Origin of the sequence: Bradyrhizobium sp. USDA 326 (genome assembly GCF_049739485.1) — a bacterium.
GTDB lineage: Bacteria > Pseudomonadota > Alphaproteobacteria > Rhizobiales > Xanthobacteraceae > Bradyrhizobium.
Map to the genome: position 1 here is coordinate 694,971 of NZ_JBMGQA010000001.1, position 18,372 is coordinate 713,342.

An 18,372-nucleotide genomic window follows, 5' to 3' on the forward strand; every position below is an offset into this window, starting at 1 on the left:
GGAGCTTAGAACGAGGGTCGCTCCGCGGCCAAGACGATCCGGAACCTATCCAAAGGGAACCGCAGCCAATCCGCTCGAAACCCCTGTTTTTCGAAAGCTTTGCGCCCTATATTGGGGATGCCGGTTCGCCGGCTATGGAAATAAACGGTCGTCGCAATAAACCATTCGGACCCGGGGGCGGTACCCGGCGCCTCCACCAAAGCCCACCATCGGGCTAGCCCGGAAGCGGGCTTTGGCGGGGGCGAAATAGGATCGACGAGGGCGTAAAGGGCGTACTTTTTCCCGGTATTGTTCCGCCGTTATCGGGCTACTGCAATAGTTGCCAACGACAACTTTGCTCCGGTTGCTCAGGCTGCGTAACGCAGTTTGAAAGACCACTCTAAAGTCCTAGCGGGTTAAGCTCCGCTAGGCGGGGTTCGGAGGCACCTGGCAACAGAAGCCTCCACTTTAACTCTTCGATTTCTTCCCCGGCGGGGACTCCTGCTCACCCGTCAGGCGCGGTACTATTGCGGCTTGGCGAGTCGGGGCCGGCAGGGTCCGGCTTCGGGGATGCAACAGGACCACCATGGCGACCGATCATATCCGATATGATGTACTGGCCCGCGACGCGCTGCGCGGCGTGCTGCGGAAGGTGCTGACCGATGCCGCGGCCCATGGCCTGCCGGGCGAGCACCATTTCTTCATCACCTTCGTGTCGAGGGCCGAGGGCGTGAAGCTGTCGCCGCGACTGCTCGCGCAATATCCGGAAGAGATGACGATCATCCTCCAGCACCAGTTCTGGGACCTGACCGTGCTCGAGGACCGTTTCGAGGTCGGCCTGTCCTTTGGCGGCATTCCGGAGCGGCTGGTGGTACCGTTCAGTGCGATCAAGAGCTTCCTCGATCCGTCCGTGAAGTTCGGCCTCCAGTTCGACACCTCCGACGTCGCCGAGGTCGCGCCCGAGAATTTGCCGGCGGCGCCCGCGCCATCGGCCGTATCAGTCCCGGCACCTGCCACGGAAGAGACAGAAGCCACCGACGAGCCGCCCCCGCCGAGCCAGGGCGGCGCCGAAGTCGTGCGGCTCGATCGTTTCCGCAAGAAATGATCTAGACTGGGCCCGAGCCCGTCGCACAGGGCCAAACTGCCTATATAGAGAAGCACATGAAAAGGCCGCGCGGCGTTTCGCGCGGCAGAATGGATGTGCTTATGGCCAAAACGACCGCCAAGACGACCCGCCCTTCACGCTCCGCGACCCGCATCGAAACCGACAGCTTTGGTCCCATCGAAGTCCCCGCCGACCGCTATTGGGGGGCCCAGACCGAACGCTCGCGCCAGAATTTTCGCATCGGCACCGATCGCATGCCGGTCTCGCTGGTGCATGCCCTCGGCATCGTCAAGCTCGCCGCCGCGCAGTCCAATCGCGAGCTCGGCCTGCTCGACCAGCGCCGCGCGGGCGCCATCATCCGTGCCGCGCGCGAGGTGATCGAGGGCGAGCTGGATGATCATTTTCCCCTCGTGGTGTGGCAGACCGGCTCCGGCACGCAGAGCAACATGAATCTCAACGAGGTGATCGCCAACCGTGCCAATGAGCTGCTCGGCGGCGAACTCGGCGCCAAGAAGCCGGTGCATCCCAACGACCATGTCAACATGAGCCAGTCGTCGAACGACTCGTTTCCCACCGCGATGCACATCGCGGCCGCGAGCCGCATCAATGCCGATCTCGTCCCCGCCCTCGGGGAATTGCTGCGTGCACTGCGCAAGAAGGAGAAGGAGTTCGCAAAGATCGTCAAGATCGGCCGCACCCACACCCAGGATGCAACGCCCCTGACGCTGGGCCAGGAATTTTCCGGTTATGCCGCGCAGGTCGAAAGCGGCATTGCCCGGCTCAAGGTCGCGGTGAAGGAGCTTTATCCGCTGGCGCAGGGCGGCACCGCCGTCGGCACCGGCCTCAACTCGAAGCCGCGCTTTGCAAAACTGTTCGCAAAGCATGTTGCCCGCATCACGAAGCTCCCGTTCACCAGCGCCGCCAACAAATTCGAGGCGCTGGCCTCGAACGACGCCTATGTGCTCGCGCACGGGGCCATCAATTCGGTCGCGACCGGCCTGTTCAAGATCGCCAACGACATCCGCCTGCTCGGCTCCGGCCCGCGTTCGGGTCTCGGCGAGCTGATCCTGCCGGAGAACGAGCCTGGCTCCTCGATCATGCCCGGCAAGGTCAATCCGACCCAGTGCGAGGCGATGACCATGGTGTGCTGCCAGGTGTTCGGCAATCACACCGCCATCACTGTCGCCGGCAGCCAGGGCCATTTCGAGCTCAACGTCTACAAGCCCGTGCTCGCCTACAACATGCTGCACTCGATCCGCCTGATGGCGGATGCCGCACGCTCCTTCACCGAACATTGCGTCAGCGGCATCCGCGCCGACGAAAAGCGCATAAGCGAGCTGATGCAACGCTCGCTGATGCTGGTGACGGCGCTGGCCCCGAAGATCGGCTATGACAACGCGGCAAAGGTCGCCAAGACGGCGCATGCCAACGGCACGACGCTCAGGGAGGAGGCGCTGCGGCTCGGCTTCGTCTCGGCCGACGAGTTCGACCGGCTGGTACGCCCCGAGAAGATGACCAGCCCGGGATAGATTTCCGAATTCCGATAGCCATCCGTAATGATACGGACCCTCGGGCCTCAGAAATATGCGGTTTTGGGGGAGGGATTTGATTACCGTCAATGTTGCGGCGGGGCGGTGTGTTACGCAGCTCTTCCGCCCTCGGGCGAAATTCATCGTTTGATGGCCCGTGGGGCCGATTGACGAGGACGAGCGAATGGCGATCAAGTCTTGCGGGGCGCAACGTGGCACCCTTTTTCTGAATGTTTCATCCTGCCTAGCGAGGATCTGCTGATGGAGACGCGGCATGGGGAACGTCATCAACCTGAATCGCTTCAGGAAGCGCGTCGAGCGGGAAGCCTCGGCGAAGCAGGCGGACGCCAACCGGGCGAAGTTCGGTCGCACGAAGGCGGACCGGTCGGCAGAGGAGAAGCGGGCGGACCAGGCCAAGGAGCATCTGGACCAGCACCGGATCGATCACGAGGAGCAGCCATGAAGTCGCCCGTCGTGAAACGGTCGATTGTCGTCGCCGGCCACAAGACCAGCGTCAGCTTGGAAGAGGCGTTCTGGAACGGCATGAAGGAGATCTCCGGCCTGCGCAACATGACGTTGTCCGAGCTGGTCGGCGAGATCGACAACAACCGCCAGCAAGGCAATCTGTCGTCGGCGATCCGTCTCTTCGTGCTTGACTACTTCAAGAGCCGCGCCATGGCGGCCCAGCCGGACAAGGTCCCGGCCCAGTAGCCCTCGGGGGGCGCCCGCGACGGCGCCCCGGCTGCAACACTTTAAAATCACTCTAAGGTGCAGTTTCCACGGGTGCGCGCGCTTGACCTCAATGCCCCGCGTTGAAAATACAGGGCATGACCGATACCACTGACACGCGTTCGCACATGCCGCTGGGTCTGGCCCAGCGGGGCTATACCGGCGTCATCCAGCACCTTTCCGCCAAGCAGGCGGGCTCGGCGCTCTCGGACGTCGAGCTCGAAAGCCGCCTGATCGAACTCGGCTTCGTCGAGGGCGCCCGGGTCGAGATCTTGCATGAGGGGCTGGTTGGGCGCGACCCGATCGCCGTGCGGGTCGACAGCATCACCATCGCGGTCCGCCGTCGCGAAGCCATGGCCATCATCGTCGCCTAGATCGCGACGGGACGCCTCATCCCGGGCCCCTGATCACATGGAACTCCCCCTGCTGCATCTCGCCCTGGTGGGCACGCCAAACAGCGGCAAGACCTCGCTGTTCAACGCCCTGACCGGCAGTCGGCAGAAGGTCGCGAATTATCCCGGCGTCACCGTCGAGCGTAAGGAAGGCTTCTTCGTCACCCCCCTGGGACGCCAGGTCTCGGTGGTCGACCTGCCCGGCACCTATTCACTGCGCGGCCGCAGCCCGGACGAGGAGATCACCCGCGACTTCGTGCTCGGCAAGGCCAGCGGCGAGACGGTGCCCGATCTCGTGCTCTGCGTCGCCGACTCCACCAATCTGCGCCTGACCATCCGCCTGCTGCTCGAGCTCAAGCGCACGGGACGGCCGATGATCCTCGTGCTCAACATGTTCGACATCGCGTCCCGCCGCGGCATCACTGTCGACGCGGAGCGGCTCGCCAAGGAGCTCGGCGTGCCCGTGGTCACCTCGATCGCTGTGCGCAAGGGCGGCACGGCCGATCTGCTCAAGCTGACCGATGAGATCTCGGCCAAGCTCGCCACTGAGTCGCAGGAGAACAGCTGGCGTGCGCTCAGCGTCAGCGAATTGCGCGCCACCCAGCGCGAGGCCGACCGCATCATCGCCAACTGTGTCAGCCTGCCTGCCAGGCCCGACACCTGGACCGCGCGGATCGACGCGATCGTGCTGCATCCGGTGGGCGGCCTCATCGTGCTCGCGCTGATCCTGTTCGTGATGTTCCAGGCGGTGTTCGCCTGGGCGCAGCCACTGATGGAGCTGCTCAACTCTGGCTTCGAAGCGCTGGGCGAATTCGTCCAGGCCACCCTGCCCGCCGGCCTGCTCCAGAGCTTCCTTCAGAACGGCGTGATCTCGGGCGTCGGCAGCGTCATCGTGTTCCTGCCGCAGATCATCATCATCTTCCTGTTCATCCTGCTCTTGGAAGATTTCGGCTACATGGCCCGCGCCGCGTTCCTGATGGACCGCATCATGGGCGGCGCAGGGCTGCACGGCCGCGCCTTCATTCCGCTGTTGTCGAGCTTTGCCTGCGCCATTCCCGGCATCATGGCGACGCGCGTGATCGACGACAAGCGCGACCGGCTGACCACGATCCTGATCGCGCCGCTGATGACCTGCTCGGCGCGCATTCCGGTCTACACGCTGATCATCTCCGCCTTCATCCCGGCAAGGGACGTCTGGGGCTTCATCAACCTCCAGGGCCTCGTGATGTTCGGCCTCTACGCCACCGGCATCGTCAGCGCGCTTGCCGTCTCGTTCCTGATCAAGTTCTTCATGCTGCGCGACTATGCGCCGGCGCCGTTCATGCTGGAGCTGCCGGACTACAAGATGCCGCGGCTGAAATCGATCGCGATCGGGGTCTACACCCGGGCCAAGATGTTCCTGCACCGCGCCGGCACCACGATCTTCTCGATGATGGTGCTGATCTGGTTCCTGGCCTCGTTCCCGCAGCCGCCCGCGGGCGCGACCGAGCCAGCCATCGATTTCAGCCTGGCTGCGATGATCGGCAAGGCGCTGGAGCCGCTGCTCGCCCCCGTCGGCTTCAACTGGCAGATCGCGGTCGCCCTGATCCCGGGCATGGCGGCGCGCGAAGTCGCGGTCGCAGCGCTCGGCACCGTCTACGCGATCGAGGGCGGCAAGGAAGCGGCCGAGCAGATCGGCCAGGTGCTGGCGACGAAATGGTCGCTGGCGACCGCGCTGTCGATGCTGGCCTGGTACATCTTCGCCCCGCAATGCGCCTCCACGCTGGCCGTCATCCGGCGCGAGACTGGCAGCTGGACCTGGATGGCCGCGACCTTCAGCTACATGCTGGTGCTGGCCTATACGGCGAGCCTCGTGACGTACAACGTCGCGGTGGCGCTCGGAGCGGGATAGGCCCTCGCCAGATCAAAAATGCGAAAACAACCCCATGCACAGTAGACGGGGGCTGTGAAATCAATGACCTACGGATTATCCTAAATTCACTTGCGCCGTCGAGGCTGAGCAAGAATTGGTTCGTTGGCGGTCCTAGGCCGTAGCGGATGGGGTGATTGCCAGCGGGGACTGAAATATTCGCCAGAAGGTCGCTAGAGCAACCTTTATGCCCTGCAGGAGGGCTGCGAGGGTGCATCGGCAAGGAGCAAGCGTCTTTGCGAGTGCGGCCAGAAACGTGTCGAACCCAAGGATGTTGAGCACGCGAGTGAAGTTGTAGCAAAGCGCCATCAGGCTCCACTCGCCGCGGACCTTGTCGAAGCCGCGGACCAGGAAATGACGATAGCCGGCACGGCATTTGAGCGTGCCAAACGGATGCTCGACGATGCCAGAGCGACGGCGCATCAGTTCGCCTGCGCCTTGCATCCGCGCGCGATGGCGTTCAAGAACGTCTTCATGCTCCCAGCGACCGATCGTCCGGTAGGCTGCGTTTGAGCCGAGGCAGCGGACCTTGAGCGGGCAGGTCCTGCAGATCACTCCACGCGCCGCGTAGCGGATCTCGATGCGGCCACTGGTGTTCTTTTGCCTGCTCTTCATCGGATGTAGCAGTTGGCCGGCGGGACAACGGTAGGTGTCGGATGCACCGTCATAGTCGAAATCCTTGAGGGCAAAGCGGCCTTCCTTCTCGAGCCGAGCGTTGCCCTCCGGCACCGGCACATAGGCCGTGATGCCATCGTCCTCGCAGGCCTTCAGCTCGAGACTGCTGTAATACCCCTCATCAGCCAGCGCCTGGAGGGACTTGACCTCAAGGGCCTTTTTTGCCGCGATGGCCATCGCATGCAGCTGGCCGACATCGCTGCTGTCGTTGACCACCTCGCTGGCGACAATGAGCTTGTGCTTGTCGTCGACGGCGGTCTGCACATTGTAGCCTGCGACCCCCTGGCCGCTCTTGACCAGAAGCCGGGCATCCGGATCGGTCAGGCACAGCTGCGTCTGGCCGCTCTCTTCCAGTCGAGCAAGATCAGCTTGTGCGCGCGAGCGCTTGGCCATCAGCGCCGCGACCTTCGCGCCGATGTCGCCGCTATCTCCGCCGCCGCCGTCGGGCCCATCCTTGCCCGGCTTCCTGGCTTCTGCGGCATCATTGTCCTCAAGGGACTTGCCGTAAGCCTCGATCTCCTGGTCAAGCTTTGCGATCTGATCGGCAAGCCTCTTGCGTGTAAAGACGCTGGCCTTGCTGGCGTCGCCATGGAAAAACGAGCCGTCAATCGCAACAACGCTGCCGCCGACGAGACCGAGTTCGCGCATCAGCAGCACGAAGCTGCGGTTGGCCTCCTTCAGAGCCGCCCAGTTCTCCTTGCGGAAGTTGGCGATCGTTCGATAACCCGGCTTCAATCCCTTCAGCAGCCAGATCAGTTCCAGATTGCGGCCAGCTTCCCGTTCCAACCGACGCGACGACCGGATTTGGTTGATGTAGCCGTAAAGGTACAGCTTCAGCAGATCGGCCGGATCGTACGGCGGCTGGCCGACCCCTTCGGCCTTGCGATCAGCGTGGCGAAAGCCGAGCTTGGCAAGGTCGAGGACGCCAACGAAGCTCTCGATCGCCCGGACCGGGTTGTCCGCCCCGACATAGTCCTCAACCCGCGCAGGAAGCAGACTGAGTTGTTCTCGGCTCTCGCCCGTCTTGAATGTGCGATTCGTCATGAACAGAATCGTACATCAACTCCCCAAAATGCCGAGTTCTTGCTCAGACTCGTCGGGCAAAACAGCGGCATAATGGCACCATCGGCCCGCTACGGCATGGCGACCTTCTCGAAATGCGTCCATCTGGCTCCATCGATCGCTTCGTCACCGAACGACTGACCGCCGAACGACTGCGCGAGGCCGATCTCGCAGATCTCGTCGCATTACATCTCGATCCCGAGGTGTCCCGTCATCTCGGCGGCGTGCGCTCGGCCGAGACAACGAAGAAATATCTCGACGTCAACATGGCGCATTGGGACCGGTATGGCTTTGGGCTGTGGGCGCTGCGAACGAGCGACGGGTCGTTCGCAGGGCGGGCGGGCCTCCGGCACATCCTGGTGGATGACATCGACGAGATCGAGATCGCCTACGCGTTCACGCGCGACCTCTGGGGCCAGGGACTTGCCGGTGAGATCGCGACCACGATGACGCGCATCGGACTGTCACAGCTCGCGCTAACGTCCGTCGTCGGCATCGTGCATGTCGGGAACGGTGCATCCCGCCGCGTGCTGGAGAAATCGAACTACCTTCCCGAGCGGAGCACGAACCGCCACGGCGAGGATGTCGTGATTTACCGCATCCGGCGCTGAGGGCTCCCAGGGGAGCTGGAAGCCGATACGATTGCTATTCTCGAAGCTGAGCCCGGGCAACGGCCCGCTTCGCAAAAAGACCTCGAGGGCCTGCTCAGCCGGCGCGGAGCCGAACGAGCGATCGCGGCAGTGAGGTGAGAAACAGCACGACGCAAACACAAAGCAGGACGATGTCCTTGAACAGGAACTCGCCGGTCAAATTCCACGCCATCGGATCGGATGACAGGCTCCATTTCACGACCCCGGGCGTCGTGAAGAAGAACGACCAGGTTGTCGCGAAGGTCACGATGCCCATGAACGAACCGAGCGCAGACAGGATCGGGCTGAATGCGCCGGCCGCGAGCAGCGCCGCAATCACGAACTCGGAAACACCAAGAAAATAGGCCTCTCCCCTCAAGCCGAACACCGACAGCCAGGAGATGAACGGACTGTTCGTGATGAACTGGGCGATGCCCTCTGCCGATTGGAGCGTGAACTTCTGCATTCCAAACGACACGAAGATGATCACCATGACCCAGCGAAGGATGGCAAGAGGACGATAAGAACCCTCGCCATTCTCGGCGACGTTGAATCCGTTCATGTGACGATTCTCCCGGCTACGCGTTCTTTGATTTGCGAACGAAACGTCCGCTGCAGGCTGTACGGCGGGGGCCCTGCCGCGTTACCGGTGGCACGGGGTTCCGCCGATCACAGCCGCGTGTAATGGGCGTCCCCGTACGAAAACCCTGCCGCGCAGGATGAGCTTGGTCCTACCCGTCCATGGAATATAAACAGGAGCACGATGGGCATCGTCGCTCTCCCGGGCCCGGCCAGTCACTGCGGGTCACTGCGTCCATTCTCCGATTCGCTCTCCGGCTCCGGGATCAGCACGGCCGGTTCGTCATAGCCTTTGCGGCTGCTGTAGAACACCAGCGCGTAGGATGGGTAGAGCGCGAGCGAAACCCATCATTAGCCACCGCGCCGAGCGGACGATGGGTTTCGCTTGCGCTCTACCCATCCTACGGGCTTTTTTACATTTGGACGCAAGGATGAGGCCACCCGGCGAGGCGGCCTCCGGCCGACCTTGGATCGATGTGCCTCAGCCTATCAAATCACTTGGCCAGCTACTTCTGGGCAACTACTTCGTGTAACCCTGGCTCGTACACCACCACATGGCGTCGGCCGAGGTCGAGCCATGCTCAATGACGTATTTTCGGCACGCTTCGTAATTGACGGCGTAACGCTTGGCACACGGGACCGGGGAAATGGTGCCCCCGCTCCAGGAACACTTGTATTGAGCATTGGCTGCCGGCATCGACAGGGTTACGACAGCGAGCCCGACGACGAGAAACGCGAAGGTCTTCATGACTATCTCTCCCAAATCCATGGATTAGCGAGTGATATCGCAAGTAGTACGATAGCATGCTTTCGATTGCGCGAGCTCGACGCATGCCCATTCGGGATCGAAGGGGTGCCTTGCGGAAATGCCGACTCTCACACCTAGGGCGTGGCCTTCGAAGGCGAGACGATGTTCTTCGCGCAGCGACGCGTGCTCTGGCAGGCCGGCGCCGGTCCACCGCTTCCTGCCGGGCCTGATCGAACGCGTTCTCGCCGGCAAGATCAAGCCGGCAAGGTGTTCGACCTGACGCTGCCGCGGTCGGAGGTAGCAAGGATACCGCGCCATGGACGAGCGGCGCGCGATCAAGAGCTTGATTACCGTGTGAAGGGGGACGACGCTCTGCACTCCGTCATCGCGAGCGCAGCGAAGCAATCCAGAATCTTTCCGAGGCGGCAATCTGGATTGCTTCGCTGCGCTCGCAATGACGGCGTGGGAGGCAGCCTACCTGAAATACCCCAGCACGAGATCGACATCCGAGCTGCCTGCGACCGTGCCGTTCAGCTCGGCGTCGATGACGCGACGGCAGGCTTCGACGGCGGCGTGGTCGCCGAGATCGTTGGCGGCTTCCAGCACGAGCCAGGCGGCGTCCACCGACGCCTTGTCCGGTGCTCCGCCGCCGAGATCGGCGGTGACGGCATTGCCCAGGTTCTTCTTGCGGACGGCGGTGCCGAATTGAGGCAACATTGCAAATACTCCCCTTCGAATTCCGGGATGATGCTCAGTACACCCGACTAGTGGACCTGGAGCTCGGGCTGACGGCCCGCCGCATCGGCGCCCGCGCCGGTCTTGCGCGACTGATAGAACTTCAGGATGCTGCGCGAGGTCTCGATCTTGAGCCGGCCGTACTCGCGCTCGTTGTCCTGGAGCTCGCGCGCCGTGATCAGATGATCCTTGGCGCCGAGGAACAAGAGCGACATCGTCGTGTCCCAGGAGAATTCGAGCGCCTTGCACAACACCAGGATCATCTCGCGGTTACGGTCCATCAGCGCGCGCTCGATCACGTCGACGGGCAGCGACGAGAGCAGCGACAGGCCGATCTGCACCTCGTCGAAGCGGTGCTGGCGCGCATAGTTCGAGATGGAATCCTGATTGAGGTTGCCCTGCCGATACTGCGTCGTGACCACGCGCTTGGCGACGAAATAGCTGCGCGAGGACGGGCCGAATTTGGACTGGAGATCGCCGGTGAGTTCGGTCACCGAGCTCTGGATCTGCGCCATCATCTCGGGCCGCTCGCTCTCGAGGCGGCGGCGCACGTCTTCCGACGCCTTCGAGATGAGCTGCTGGAAGATGTGGCGCGGCACGTCCTTGCGCAGGCCAAGCTGTTCGGCGAGAATCGAATCGCCCTCGGCGCGACGGACCATGTGCAACAGGCCCGATCCGGAGAAGCGCGCGCCGTCGTTCCTGGCAACCGACGTCACGACTTCCTGGTTACCGCGCTTGACCAGCACGTCGGTCACCGCTTCGCCGATCGACTTGCGCTGGGCGATCGCGAGCAGGTGCGACTGGCTCTTGGTCAGGGCACTCTCGACCAGCATCTTCTCGTCGAGACGATTGGAGTCGCGCAGCACGGGACCGGCGACCTCGATCTCGTCGTCGAGCGCGAGCTTTTCGATGACGTTGAGCGGCGCGTGATCGCAGGCCGCCATCAGCTCCGAGAGCTGCGCCCGCGCGGCGACCTCGATCTCTTCGGCGAGCCGGCCGATGACCTCGCCGAACGTGGAGATCTCGTCGTCGCTGTAGCGGCCGGTGATCAGAATATCGGTCGCGTGCCACAAAGCCTTCGCCCGGCTTTCGTCGGTGCCGCGCGCGATCGCGTCGTCCAGATCCTGCAGCAGCGATTTCGCCCCGTTCATCTCGATCACCCCAATTCTTGGTAGCCCGTTGGCAGGCCGTCCCGCCGCTCTTGGCGCGACGCCGAATTCCTCTGGGAACCGACGCTAGAGATGAAACGCGAGAATTCAGTAAAATCGGCAAATCAGTTTTGCCGACGAAAATTCATTCAAATGCGAGGGAATGGATTTACCGGTGCGAAAGGTGCGCACTTTCCGTAGGACCCTAATGCCTGCTCCACGTCATGGCCGGGCTTCGTCCCGGCCATCCACGTACGGCAAGGCACGGAGAACGTGGATGCCCGGGACAAGCCCGGGCATGACGACCTTTATGGCCACGGTCGCGCTTGGCTCAACGTCACGGATTCTGCGGCGTCAGCACCAGCGGCGGCTTCGGCCTGGGCCTGGCGGGCGGCGGGCCCGGAGCCGGCTTCACCTCGATCGGCGGCGGCAGAGGCGCGGCCTGCTGGCTTGCGAGCGGCGGGCTTGTGAGTGGGGGGCTTGTGAGTGGGGGGCTTGGCGCGGCGGGAGCGGCCTGCGGCGCCCGCGGCGTCGGCGCGGGCCGCGATTCCACCTTGGGCTTCGCCGGCATGCGGCGCGGATCCTGACCCGGCAGCGGCACATTGGCCGGCGCCTGCTCAGGCGCTGCATCTGGAGACACCAGCGTCGGCAGCGCAGCGGTGGCCGGCGGCGGCTCGCCGCGTTCGATGGCATCGAGCCGACGCGTCTCACGATCGATCGTGCGCACCGCAAGCCATGACGACAGCGGCGTGAGGTCGATGGTGCGGCTCAGCTTGTCGGGGGGCCCTGCCGCGAACAGCTGGATCTCCGGCGGCGCGCCGGAGAGGCCGGTCATGATTGGCGTCAGGCTGGCGCGGATGTCGGCCTGGTCGGCGGGAATGTCGTAGCCTCCGGAGACGATGGCGCGGGCGTTCTTGGCCTCGAGCGGCGTCGCACCGACGCGCAGGCGGCCGTCGCGGATCGTGAACGGGATCTGCGCCGAGGCGATCGCAATGCGCCCCGCCGACAGCGCGGGCTCGACGAGCTGCCGCAGGCGGTTGTCGTCGGCGACCTGGCCGCCGTCACTGGCGCGGATGGCGATCTCGAAGGCGCGCGGATTGAGGCCGCTGATTTCCGCGGATTCGAGCGTCACCGTGCCGTTGCCGGCGAGCGCGCCGGTCAAGGCCGCGACGCTGCGACCCTGGCTGGTCAGCGCCATCTGCACCGAGGCACGCCCCTTGGGCAGCGCGAGGTCGCGATAGCGCAGCGTCGCCGCATCGACATTGCTGAGCTCGATGCGCGCGTTCAGCGCAAGACCATTAGCGCCATTGCGCGCGTCGAGGCTCGCGGACATCTCGCCGCCGCCGAGGCCGCCCTTGAGTGCATCGAATGCGAGCGACTGCCCGTCGCTGCGGATCGTGCCGCCGAAGGGGCGCAGCTCGATGCCGCCCGGCAACGTTCCGCGCAGGGCCTGGAAGGCGACGCGGCCGCGCCAGCCGCTGACGAGCCCCGGACTGAACGGCTCGCCGGACTCATGCCCGGCCGCGCCGATCGCGATTGCGAGCGCCGGCGCAACGTCGAGCGAGTCGAGGCCGACCTCGCCGTCGACGCTTTTCTCCTGATCGAGCATCACCGAAAGATGCCCGCGCAGATGCGAGCCCGCTGCATTGCCGTCGAGATCGTCGAACGTCAGACGATTGCCCGAGAGCGTCAGGCGGGACGACAGGCTGACATTCCGCGTCGATTTGTCGGCCGGGCCGGTGCCGAGCAGCGGCGCCAGATTGACGTTGCGCACGCGCAGGTTCACGTTTCCCTTCGGCTCCGACAGCTCGACGCTGCCTTGCGCATCCGCATCGAGCCCGCCGCCACTGAGCTTTGCGTTCAATTGCAGCGGTCGCCGCCAGGCGCCGCTCAAGTGGCCTTCGAACTGCGAGGCGCCCTCGCCCGCGGCCACGACGCCATCGAGCCCGAGCAGCGCCAGCATCGCACCGGCCTGCGATGACGAGCCCTTCGTATCCAACGTGAAGTCGCTGTTGCGCAACCTTTCGAGGTCGATCCCTCCGATGGCGGCCGCCGGGGTCTGCGCCGCCAGCGTCGCCGTGACCTTGAGCTGCGGCGCGTCGAGGTCGAGCACGATTCGGCAATTGCTGCGATCGGCATGCTCCGTGTTCTTGTCCAGGCTGAGATCGAGCTTGAGACGGGTCGCGCCGGGCAATGACGGGAGCGCATCGACGCGCGCGCGCACCGCGGGCGCAAACGGCTCGATCAGCGCAGCAAGCTCGCGCAGCGAATTGGCCGAGGATTTCAGTGCGAGCTTGCCGGTCGCCCTGGTGCGGTCGAAGCTGCCGCTCGCCTCCGTGGTCACGCCGCTGGCCTGACCGAAGCGCAGTTGCTCCAGCGACAGCGATGCGGGGCTGTAGGAGAGCTTGGCTGCGAACGGCCGCAGCTCCTGTCCAGCGGAGATCGCACGGCCGATAGCGAGCGAGAGTTTCGCCTCTTCCGGCCACTCGCCCTGCGGCCCCGCCAGCGCGCGCACGAAACTCGCAGCGGCATCGAGGTCGAGCCGGTCGGCCTTGAGCTCCGCGTCGATCCGCGAGCCCTTGCTCGCGCCGGTCTGCACGAAGGCGATGCGACCTTCGACGGCGCCGCCGTCGATGTCGGCTTTCAGCCTGTCGATGGCGAGGTGATTGGCGGCGATGGTCACGTCGCCGGCGAGGCGCAGCGGCCGCGTGCTGCGGCGGCCGATCTCGCTGCGACCCTGGAGCCAGGCCACCAGCGTGTCCGGATCGGACGATTCGACGCTGAGCCGGCCGCTGAAACTGTCGGCGCCGGGAGCCGCGCCATTGAGCGAGAGCTGCGTCATGCCGGGCGCGCGCAGCTCGAACCGCCGGAAGGTCCAGGACCGTCCGTCGGTCTGAAGCTCGGCCGCGATGTTCTGAAGCGGACGACCGCCGAGCATGATCTGATCCGCGTTGAACTCGATCTGCGCCGGGATCGGCACCTGCGGGATCGCCGCAAGGCCCGCCCGCAGCGCCGGCAGGACGCGCTGCGGATCGGCATCATCCTTGGCCGTCAGCCTGTCGGCATCGACCTGCCGCGCCGACAGCACCGCGCGCAGCAGCGGCGAGGCGCCGAACCTGAGATCACCGACGCCGCCGAGCTTCAGCGCGGCGTCTTCCGTGCCGAAGCTCGCGTCGATCTGCTCGAATTTCGCGCCGGCCGGATCCGCCTTGAGCCTGGTCGCGAGCTTCCAGGGCGTCGGCCCCGCCTCGCCCGCCTTCTTGACCGCGGGCACGGCGAGCGTCAGCGCGCCGTCGAATTTCGGCTGGCGATTGTCGAAGGCGAGCACGCCTTCGAGATCTGCGAGGATGGCGCGCTCGCCGGGATCGATGTTGAGGTGCAGACGGGTGGCGCTGCCGTCGGCGCTCGGGCCGGAGGAGACGCGGAACGGGTAGCGCACCCCGGCAGCGCTGAAACTGCCGTCGCCCCGCACCGAGCCTGCCAGCGATCGCACGTCACCGGAGAAGGCAATGTCGTTCAATTCCAGCGTCGAGCGGCTGGCGGCGTCATGCAGGGCGATGCGGCCGGTGAGATTCAGCCGTTCGATGGCGAGGGATGCCAGATTGAAGGTGCCGCTCGCGATCGACGGCAAGTCGACCCGCCCGCGCGCATCCAGACCTAGATCGACCGCCATGCCGCCCACCGAAAGCTCGGTGGCGCGCCATTCGCCGCGCATCAGGGAGCCCAGGCTGAACTCGACGTCGAGCTTGTCGGCGCGCAGGCGGCCGAGATCGTTGTTGCCGCCGAAGGTGACCTGGCGCAGCCGCAGCGTCGGCGCCGGCAGCAGCCGCGCGTCGAGCTCGCCCGCCACCCGCACCGGCACGCCGATGATCTTGCCAGCCTCCGCCTCGAACTGGGGCCTGAACTGGTTCCAGTCGATGTAGTAAGGCCCGATCAGCGCGGCCAGCAGCGCAATGATGAAGGCAATCGCCAATCCGAGCAGCGTCGTCTGCACGGGTCTCCCCTCGGCCAAAACCGGCCCGGGCCGAACCTGAGGGCCTCAGGCGCGCCGGAACAGCCCCTTATATAGGGGGAAGTGTGGCGAAGTCACAGCGACTGTTGCGCGCGGAGGTTAACGCTGGCAGGTCTCACCAGCTCGCCGGCAGCCGCTTCAGGCCACGCAGCACGAAGGTCGGCCGCCATTCCGGATTTTCGGCATCGTCGATGCGCAAGTCCGGCAGCCGCCGCAGCAGCGTGGCGATGGCGATCTCGGCCTCGATGCGCGCCAGCTGGGCACCCAGACAGAAATGGATGCCGCCGCCGAACGACAGCGGCTTCACGTTCGCCCGGGTGACGTCCAGCCGGTCGGGCCGATCGGGATAAATCGCGGGATCCCGGTTGGCCGAGCCGAGCAGGCACAGCACGCTCTCGCCCTTGGGAATCTTCACCCCGCCGAGGTCGACATCCTCCAGCGCGACGCGCCCGGTCATCTGCACCGAGGAATCGTAGCGCAGGAATTCCTCGATCGCGCCCTCCATCAGCTCCGGCCGCGCCTTGAGCAGCGCCAGCTGATCCGGATTGCGGTGGAGCGCGAGCAGGCCGTTGCCGATCAGGTTGACCGTGGTCTCGTGGCCTGCGCCGAACAAGAGGATGATGTTGGCGGTGAGTTCCTCATTGGTGAGCTTGTTGCCGTCCTCCTCGGCCTGCACCAGTTGGGTGATGAGGTCATCCCCGGGAGTGCGGCGGCGCAGTTCGAACAGCTGCTGGAAGTACATCTGCGCCATCAGGTTGCCGGCGTTGCCCTGTTTGATCTCCTCCGCAGACAAGGGCACGGGATCAAGCAGCCGCCCGCCGTCGCGCGAGCTCTTGTAGAAGACTTCGCGGTGCTCCTCGGGGATGCCGAGCATGTCGCAGATGATGGTGACGGGCAGGCGGAAGGCGAAATCCTCGATCAGGTCCATGTGGCCGCGATTAATCACGGCGTCGATGGCCTGGTCGACGATCTCCTGGATCCGCGGCCGCATATCCTCGACCCGGCGGGCGGTGAACGCCTTCACCACGAGGCCGCGCAGGCGGGTGTGGTCGGGAGGATCGGCTTGCAGCATCCAGTAGCTCATGCTGCGAAACACCGGCTCCTTCATGATCTCGGGGCCGTAGCGTCGCGTGGTGCGCTCGACGAAATCCTTGCCAAAGCGCTTGTCGCGCATCACGAGGCTGACGTCGGCATGGCGGCTGGTGACGAACTGGCCGAACGGCGTCACATGGATCGGATCGAGGGTGCGCAGCCGGTCGTAATGCGGATAGGGATCGCGGATGAAGTCCGGCGAGAGCGGGTTGAACAGCGGTCCGCCGCCGGCGCCTTGCACGTGCTCGTTCATGGTGACCTCAGATCGGTTGCCGCATGAATCGAATACGCCGGGCAGCCCCTCACGCGCAGCGTAACCATCCCTGAATTATCCAACTAGATACATTGTTGTATCGAGTTGCAGTCTGCCCTAACCTGCGCCGATGTCAAGGGTGAGAACGAGACCGACCAGGGACGACACGCGCGACAGACTGTTCGAGGCGGCCGCGCGCGTGTTCGAACAGGACGGCATCGGCGGCGCCAGCATCGAGGCGATCGCGGCGGCGGCGGGTTTTAGCCGCGGGGCGTTCTATTCGAACTTCAAGAGCAAGGACGAATTGATCATCGCCATGATCGAGGATCATGTCGAGCAGTCGATCCGGCGCAACATGGACATCCTCGCGGAGCACGACAATCTCGACGATTTCATCGCGGCGCTGAAGACAATGGATCGCAGCCGGCAGGATCCGCTCGGCCGCTCGCCTCTCCTCCACATGGAGATGATCCTGTTCGTCGCACGCGCCGAGAAGCGCCGCCCGGAGCTTGCCAAGCGCCTGCGTGCGCGGCGCAAGCTGGTCGCCGACATCGTCGAGGCGACGTTGAAGAGCAACGGGCGCAACGACAATCTGAACCCGCCCTGGATGGCCTCCATCGTGCTCGCGCTGGAAGACGGCTTTCGCCTGCACCGGCTGATCGATCCGGAGACGACGCCGGCCGACAGTTTCCTGCGCGCGATCACGGATCTCAGGCGCAGGACGGGATTGGCGTCGGACTAGCGAAGAGCGACCCGAGTCAGCGAGCTGCGAGATTTGTCGCAGGATCGGACAAGGCATGTCGGCTTTGGGAAAGACGTTTCGATCCGCCCGGCGCCACAAACAAGCCCATCGCTCGAATCCGAAGGTTCCGTTCTGCCTCAGCTCCCGAACGGTGCAGCCACACCGACATCCGTTGTCGATGTCCTGAGGGCGGTCGCCGGTCTTCCGCCCAAGGCGCGCGCGAGCTTTTGCTGGGGCCAATGCGTTCGCGGCACCTATGCCCCCTCGGATCAGGCCAAGGAAATCACCAGGTCCCGCAGCTTCACCATGCCCTCCCGGGTGCTGGCGCGTTTCTCGACGGACGGTGTCTCCGCCAACGCGGTCGATACTGACGGCCGCTCGCTGCGCGGCTTCAGCTTCCGGCTCGGCAGTGGCGATCACCGTTCCGAGATTCTGACCCAGAGCGCCCCGGTTCATTTCGCCAGAACGCCCGACCAGATGCTGGCTTTCCTGCAGGCGCGCATGCCGGGACCGGACGGCAAGCCGGACATGGCCCGGGTCGAGGCATTCTCCGCCGCCAATCCCGAAACGTTGCGCCAGGCAGCCTACCTTGCCGCAAATCCGCCGCCGGCAAGCCTTGCCTGCACGACCTATTGGGGCGTGCACGCCTTTCCCGCAACGAACGCTCGGGGTGAGACACGGTTCATCAAGTTCAAGGTCGCGCCGGTCGGCGAAGAACGCAGGTCGGCCGAGGATGCGACCAAGTCCACCGGCTTGCTGCGCGATCTCGAATCCCGGATCGCGGCGCGCGACGTCAGGTTCAGCGTGATGGCGCTGCTGGACCGTCCCGGCGATCCCGTCATGGACGTGACCATCCGTTGGCCCGACGAGGATGGCCGCGAACCGGTGCGCCTCGGAACGATCGTGATAACGGGCACTGAATCAAACGAAGCGTGCGACGCGGCCGTGTTCAATCCAGCCAATCTTGCCGAAGGCATCGGCCATCCGCCGGACGAGATGTTCGCGGCACGGCGCGCCGCCTACGCCATCTCTCGAAGGTGCCGCTGAGCGGTGG

The 18,372-nt window shown here is 64.8% G+C and carries 16 protein-coding genes and 1 other RNA gene; 10 read left to right on the forward strand and 7 right to left on the reverse strand.

Annotation, left to right across the window (positions count from 1 at the left end; translation table 11 throughout):
* Positions 1–80: 80 nt before the first annotated feature.
* The 7 genes from ssrA to feoB all read left to right on the forward strand — a co-directional run bounded on the left by ssrA (position 81) and on the right by feoB (position 5,625).
* Positions 81–447: a transfer-messenger RNA gene (ssrA, locus tag ABIG06_RS03345) on the forward strand.
* A gap of 118 nt (positions 448–565) precedes the next feature.
* Entirely contained in the window at positions 566–1,084 is a 519-nt protein-coding gene (locus tag ABIG06_RS03350) for an SspB family protein (RefSeq protein WP_370134228.1), read from the forward strand.
* Between the two features lie 89 nt (positions 1,085–1,173).
* Entirely contained in the window at positions 1,174–2,613 is a 1,440-nt protein-coding gene (fumC, locus tag ABIG06_RS03355) for a class II fumarate hydratase (RefSeq protein ID WP_124159950.1), read from the forward strand.
* 274 nt (positions 2,614–2,887) lie between these two features.
* Complete coding sequence (locus tag ABIG06_RS03360; protein ID WP_124159951.1) at positions 2,888–3,076, forward strand: DUF4169 family protein; 189 nt, start codon at positions 2,888–2,890, stop codon at positions 3,074–3,076.
* Entirely contained in the window at positions 3,073–3,324 is a 252-nt protein-coding gene (locus ABIG06_RS03365) for a ribbon-helix-helix domain-containing protein (RefSeq protein ID WP_025038043.1), read from the forward strand. Before ABIG06_RS03360 ends, ABIG06_RS03365 begins: the two co-directional genes overlap by 4 nt.
* Before the next feature lie 116 nt (positions 3,325–3,440).
* Positions 3,441–3,716: a FeoA family protein gene (locus ABIG06_RS03370; RefSeq protein WP_319328367.1), complete on the forward strand. Its 276-nt coding sequence runs from the start codon at positions 3,441–3,443 to the stop codon at positions 3,714–3,716.
* A 37-nt stretch (positions 3,717–3,753) separates the two neighbouring features.
* Positions 3,754–5,625, forward strand: a complete 1,872-nt coding sequence (feoB, locus tag ABIG06_RS03375; RefSeq protein WP_124159953.1) for a ferrous iron transporter B — start codon at positions 3,754–3,756, stop codon at positions 5,623–5,625.
* A 132-nt stretch (positions 5,626–5,757) separates the two neighbouring features.
* Here the strand turns inward: feoB and ABIG06_RS03380 are convergent, their stop codons facing one another.
* Entirely contained in the window at positions 5,758–7,362 is a 1,605-nt protein-coding gene (locus ABIG06_RS03380) for an IS1182 family transposase (RefSeq protein ID WP_370134232.1), read from the reverse strand.
* Between the two features lie 131 nt (positions 7,363–7,493).
* Between ABIG06_RS03380 and ABIG06_RS03385 the strand changes: the two genes are divergently transcribed.
* Positions 7,494–7,991 (forward strand): GNAT family N-acetyltransferase, encoded by a 498-nt coding sequence (locus tag ABIG06_RS03385; RefSeq protein WP_370140776.1) that lies wholly within the window; start codon positions 7,494–7,496, stop codon positions 7,989–7,991.
* 94 nt (positions 7,992–8,085) lie between these two features.
* On the opposite strand, the gene ABIG06_RS03390 is transcribed toward ABIG06_RS03385, so the two are convergent.
* The 6 genes from ABIG06_RS03390 to ABIG06_RS03415 form a co-directional block, all read right to left on the reverse strand.
* Complete coding sequence (locus tag ABIG06_RS03390; RefSeq protein WP_124159954.1) at positions 8,086–8,571, reverse strand: YkgB family protein; 486 nt, start codon at positions 8,569–8,571, stop codon at positions 8,086–8,088.
* Between the two features lie 537 nt (positions 8,572–9,108).
* Positions 9,109–9,336, reverse strand: coding sequence for a hypothetical protein (locus ABIG06_RS03395; protein ID WP_124159955.1), 228 nt, complete (start codon positions 9,334–9,336; stop codon positions 9,109–9,111).
* Positions 9,337–9,810: 474 nt separating this feature from the next.
* Positions 9,811–10,053 carry a hypothetical protein gene (locus ABIG06_RS03400; RefSeq protein WP_124159956.1) on the reverse strand — a complete coding sequence of 81 codons (243 nt, stop codon included), beginning with the start codon at positions 10,051–10,053 and terminating at the stop codon, positions 9,811–9,813.
* A 47-nt stretch (positions 10,054–10,100) separates the two neighbouring features.
* Entirely contained in the window at positions 10,101–11,222 is a 1,122-nt protein-coding gene (locus ABIG06_RS03405) for a DUF2336 domain-containing protein (protein ID WP_124159957.1), read from the reverse strand.
* Positions 11,223–11,556: 334 nt separating this feature from the next.
* Positions 11,557–15,213 (reverse strand): AsmA family protein, encoded by a 3,657-nt coding sequence (locus ABIG06_RS03410; protein ID WP_370134236.1) that lies wholly within the window; start codon positions 15,211–15,213, stop codon positions 11,557–11,559.
* Positions 15,214–15,346: 133 nt separating this feature from the next.
* Positions 15,347–16,576 (reverse strand): cytochrome P450, encoded by a 1,230-nt coding sequence (locus ABIG06_RS03415; protein WP_370134237.1) that lies wholly within the window; start codon positions 16,574–16,576, stop codon positions 15,347–15,349.
* A 130-nt stretch (positions 16,577–16,706) separates the two neighbouring features.
* Between ABIG06_RS03415 and ABIG06_RS03420 the strand changes: the two genes are divergently transcribed.
* Together ABIG06_RS03420 and ABIG06_RS03425 are read left to right on the forward strand one after the other, a co-directional pair.
* On the forward strand, positions 16,707–17,318 hold the full coding sequence (locus ABIG06_RS03420; RefSeq protein WP_124159960.1) for a TetR/AcrR family transcriptional regulator: 612 nt from the start codon (positions 16,707–16,709) through the stop codon (positions 17,316–17,318).
* A gap of 183 nt (positions 17,319–17,501) precedes the next feature.
* Positions 17,502–18,365: a catalase gene (locus tag ABIG06_RS03425; RefSeq protein ID WP_370140777.1), complete on the forward strand. Its 864-nt coding sequence runs from the start codon at positions 17,502–17,504 to the stop codon at positions 18,363–18,365.
* Positions 18,366–18,372: the final 7 nt, after the last annotated feature.

Coding starts and splice junctions, on each gene's coding strand:
- ABIG06_RS03370 (WP_319328367.1), top strand. CDS start 3,441: ATGACCGATACCACTGACACGCGTTCGCACATGCCGCTGGGTCTGGCC.
- ABIG06_RS03350 (WP_370134228.1), top strand. CDS start 566: ATGGCGACCGATCATATCCGATATGATGTACTGGCCCGCGACGCGCTG.
- ABIG06_RS03360 (WP_124159951.1), top strand. CDS start 2,888: ATGGGGAACGTCATCAACCTGAATCGCTTCAGGAAGCGCGTCGAGCGG.
- fumC (WP_124159950.1), top strand. CDS start 1,174: ATGGATGTGCTTATGGCCAAAACGACCGCCAAGACGACCCGCCCTTCA.
- ABIG06_RS03415 (WP_370134237.1), bottom strand. CDS start 16,576: ATGAACGAGCACGTGCAAGGCGCCGGCGGCGGACCGCTGTTCAACCCG.
- ABIG06_RS03420 (WP_124159960.1), top strand. CDS start 16,707: ATGTCAAGGGTGAGAACGAGACCGACCAGGGACGACACGCGCGACAGA.
- ABIG06_RS03380 (WP_370134232.1), bottom strand. CDS start 7,362: ATGACGAATCGCACATTCAAGACGGGCGAGAGCCGAGAACAACTCAGT.
- ABIG06_RS03400 (WP_124159956.1), bottom strand. CDS start 10,053: ATGTTGCCTCAATTCGGCACCGCCGTCCGCAAGAAGAACCTGGGCAAT.
- feoB (WP_124159953.1), top strand. CDS start 3,754: ATGGAACTCCCCCTGCTGCATCTCGCCCTGGTGGGCACGCCAAACAGC.
- ABIG06_RS03395 (WP_124159955.1), bottom strand. CDS start 9,336: ATGAAGACCTTCGCGTTTCTCGTCGTCGGGCTCGCTGTCGTAACCCTG.
- ABIG06_RS03390 (WP_124159954.1), bottom strand. CDS start 8,571: ATGAACGGATTCAACGTCGCCGAGAATGGCGAGGGTTCTTATCGTCCT.
- ABIG06_RS03365 (WP_025038043.1), top strand. CDS start 3,073: ATGAAGTCGCCCGTCGTGAAACGGTCGATTGTCGTCGCCGGCCACAAG.
- ABIG06_RS03405 (WP_124159957.1), bottom strand. CDS start 11,222: ATGAACGGGGCGAAATCGCTGCTGCAGGATCTGGACGACGCGATCGCG.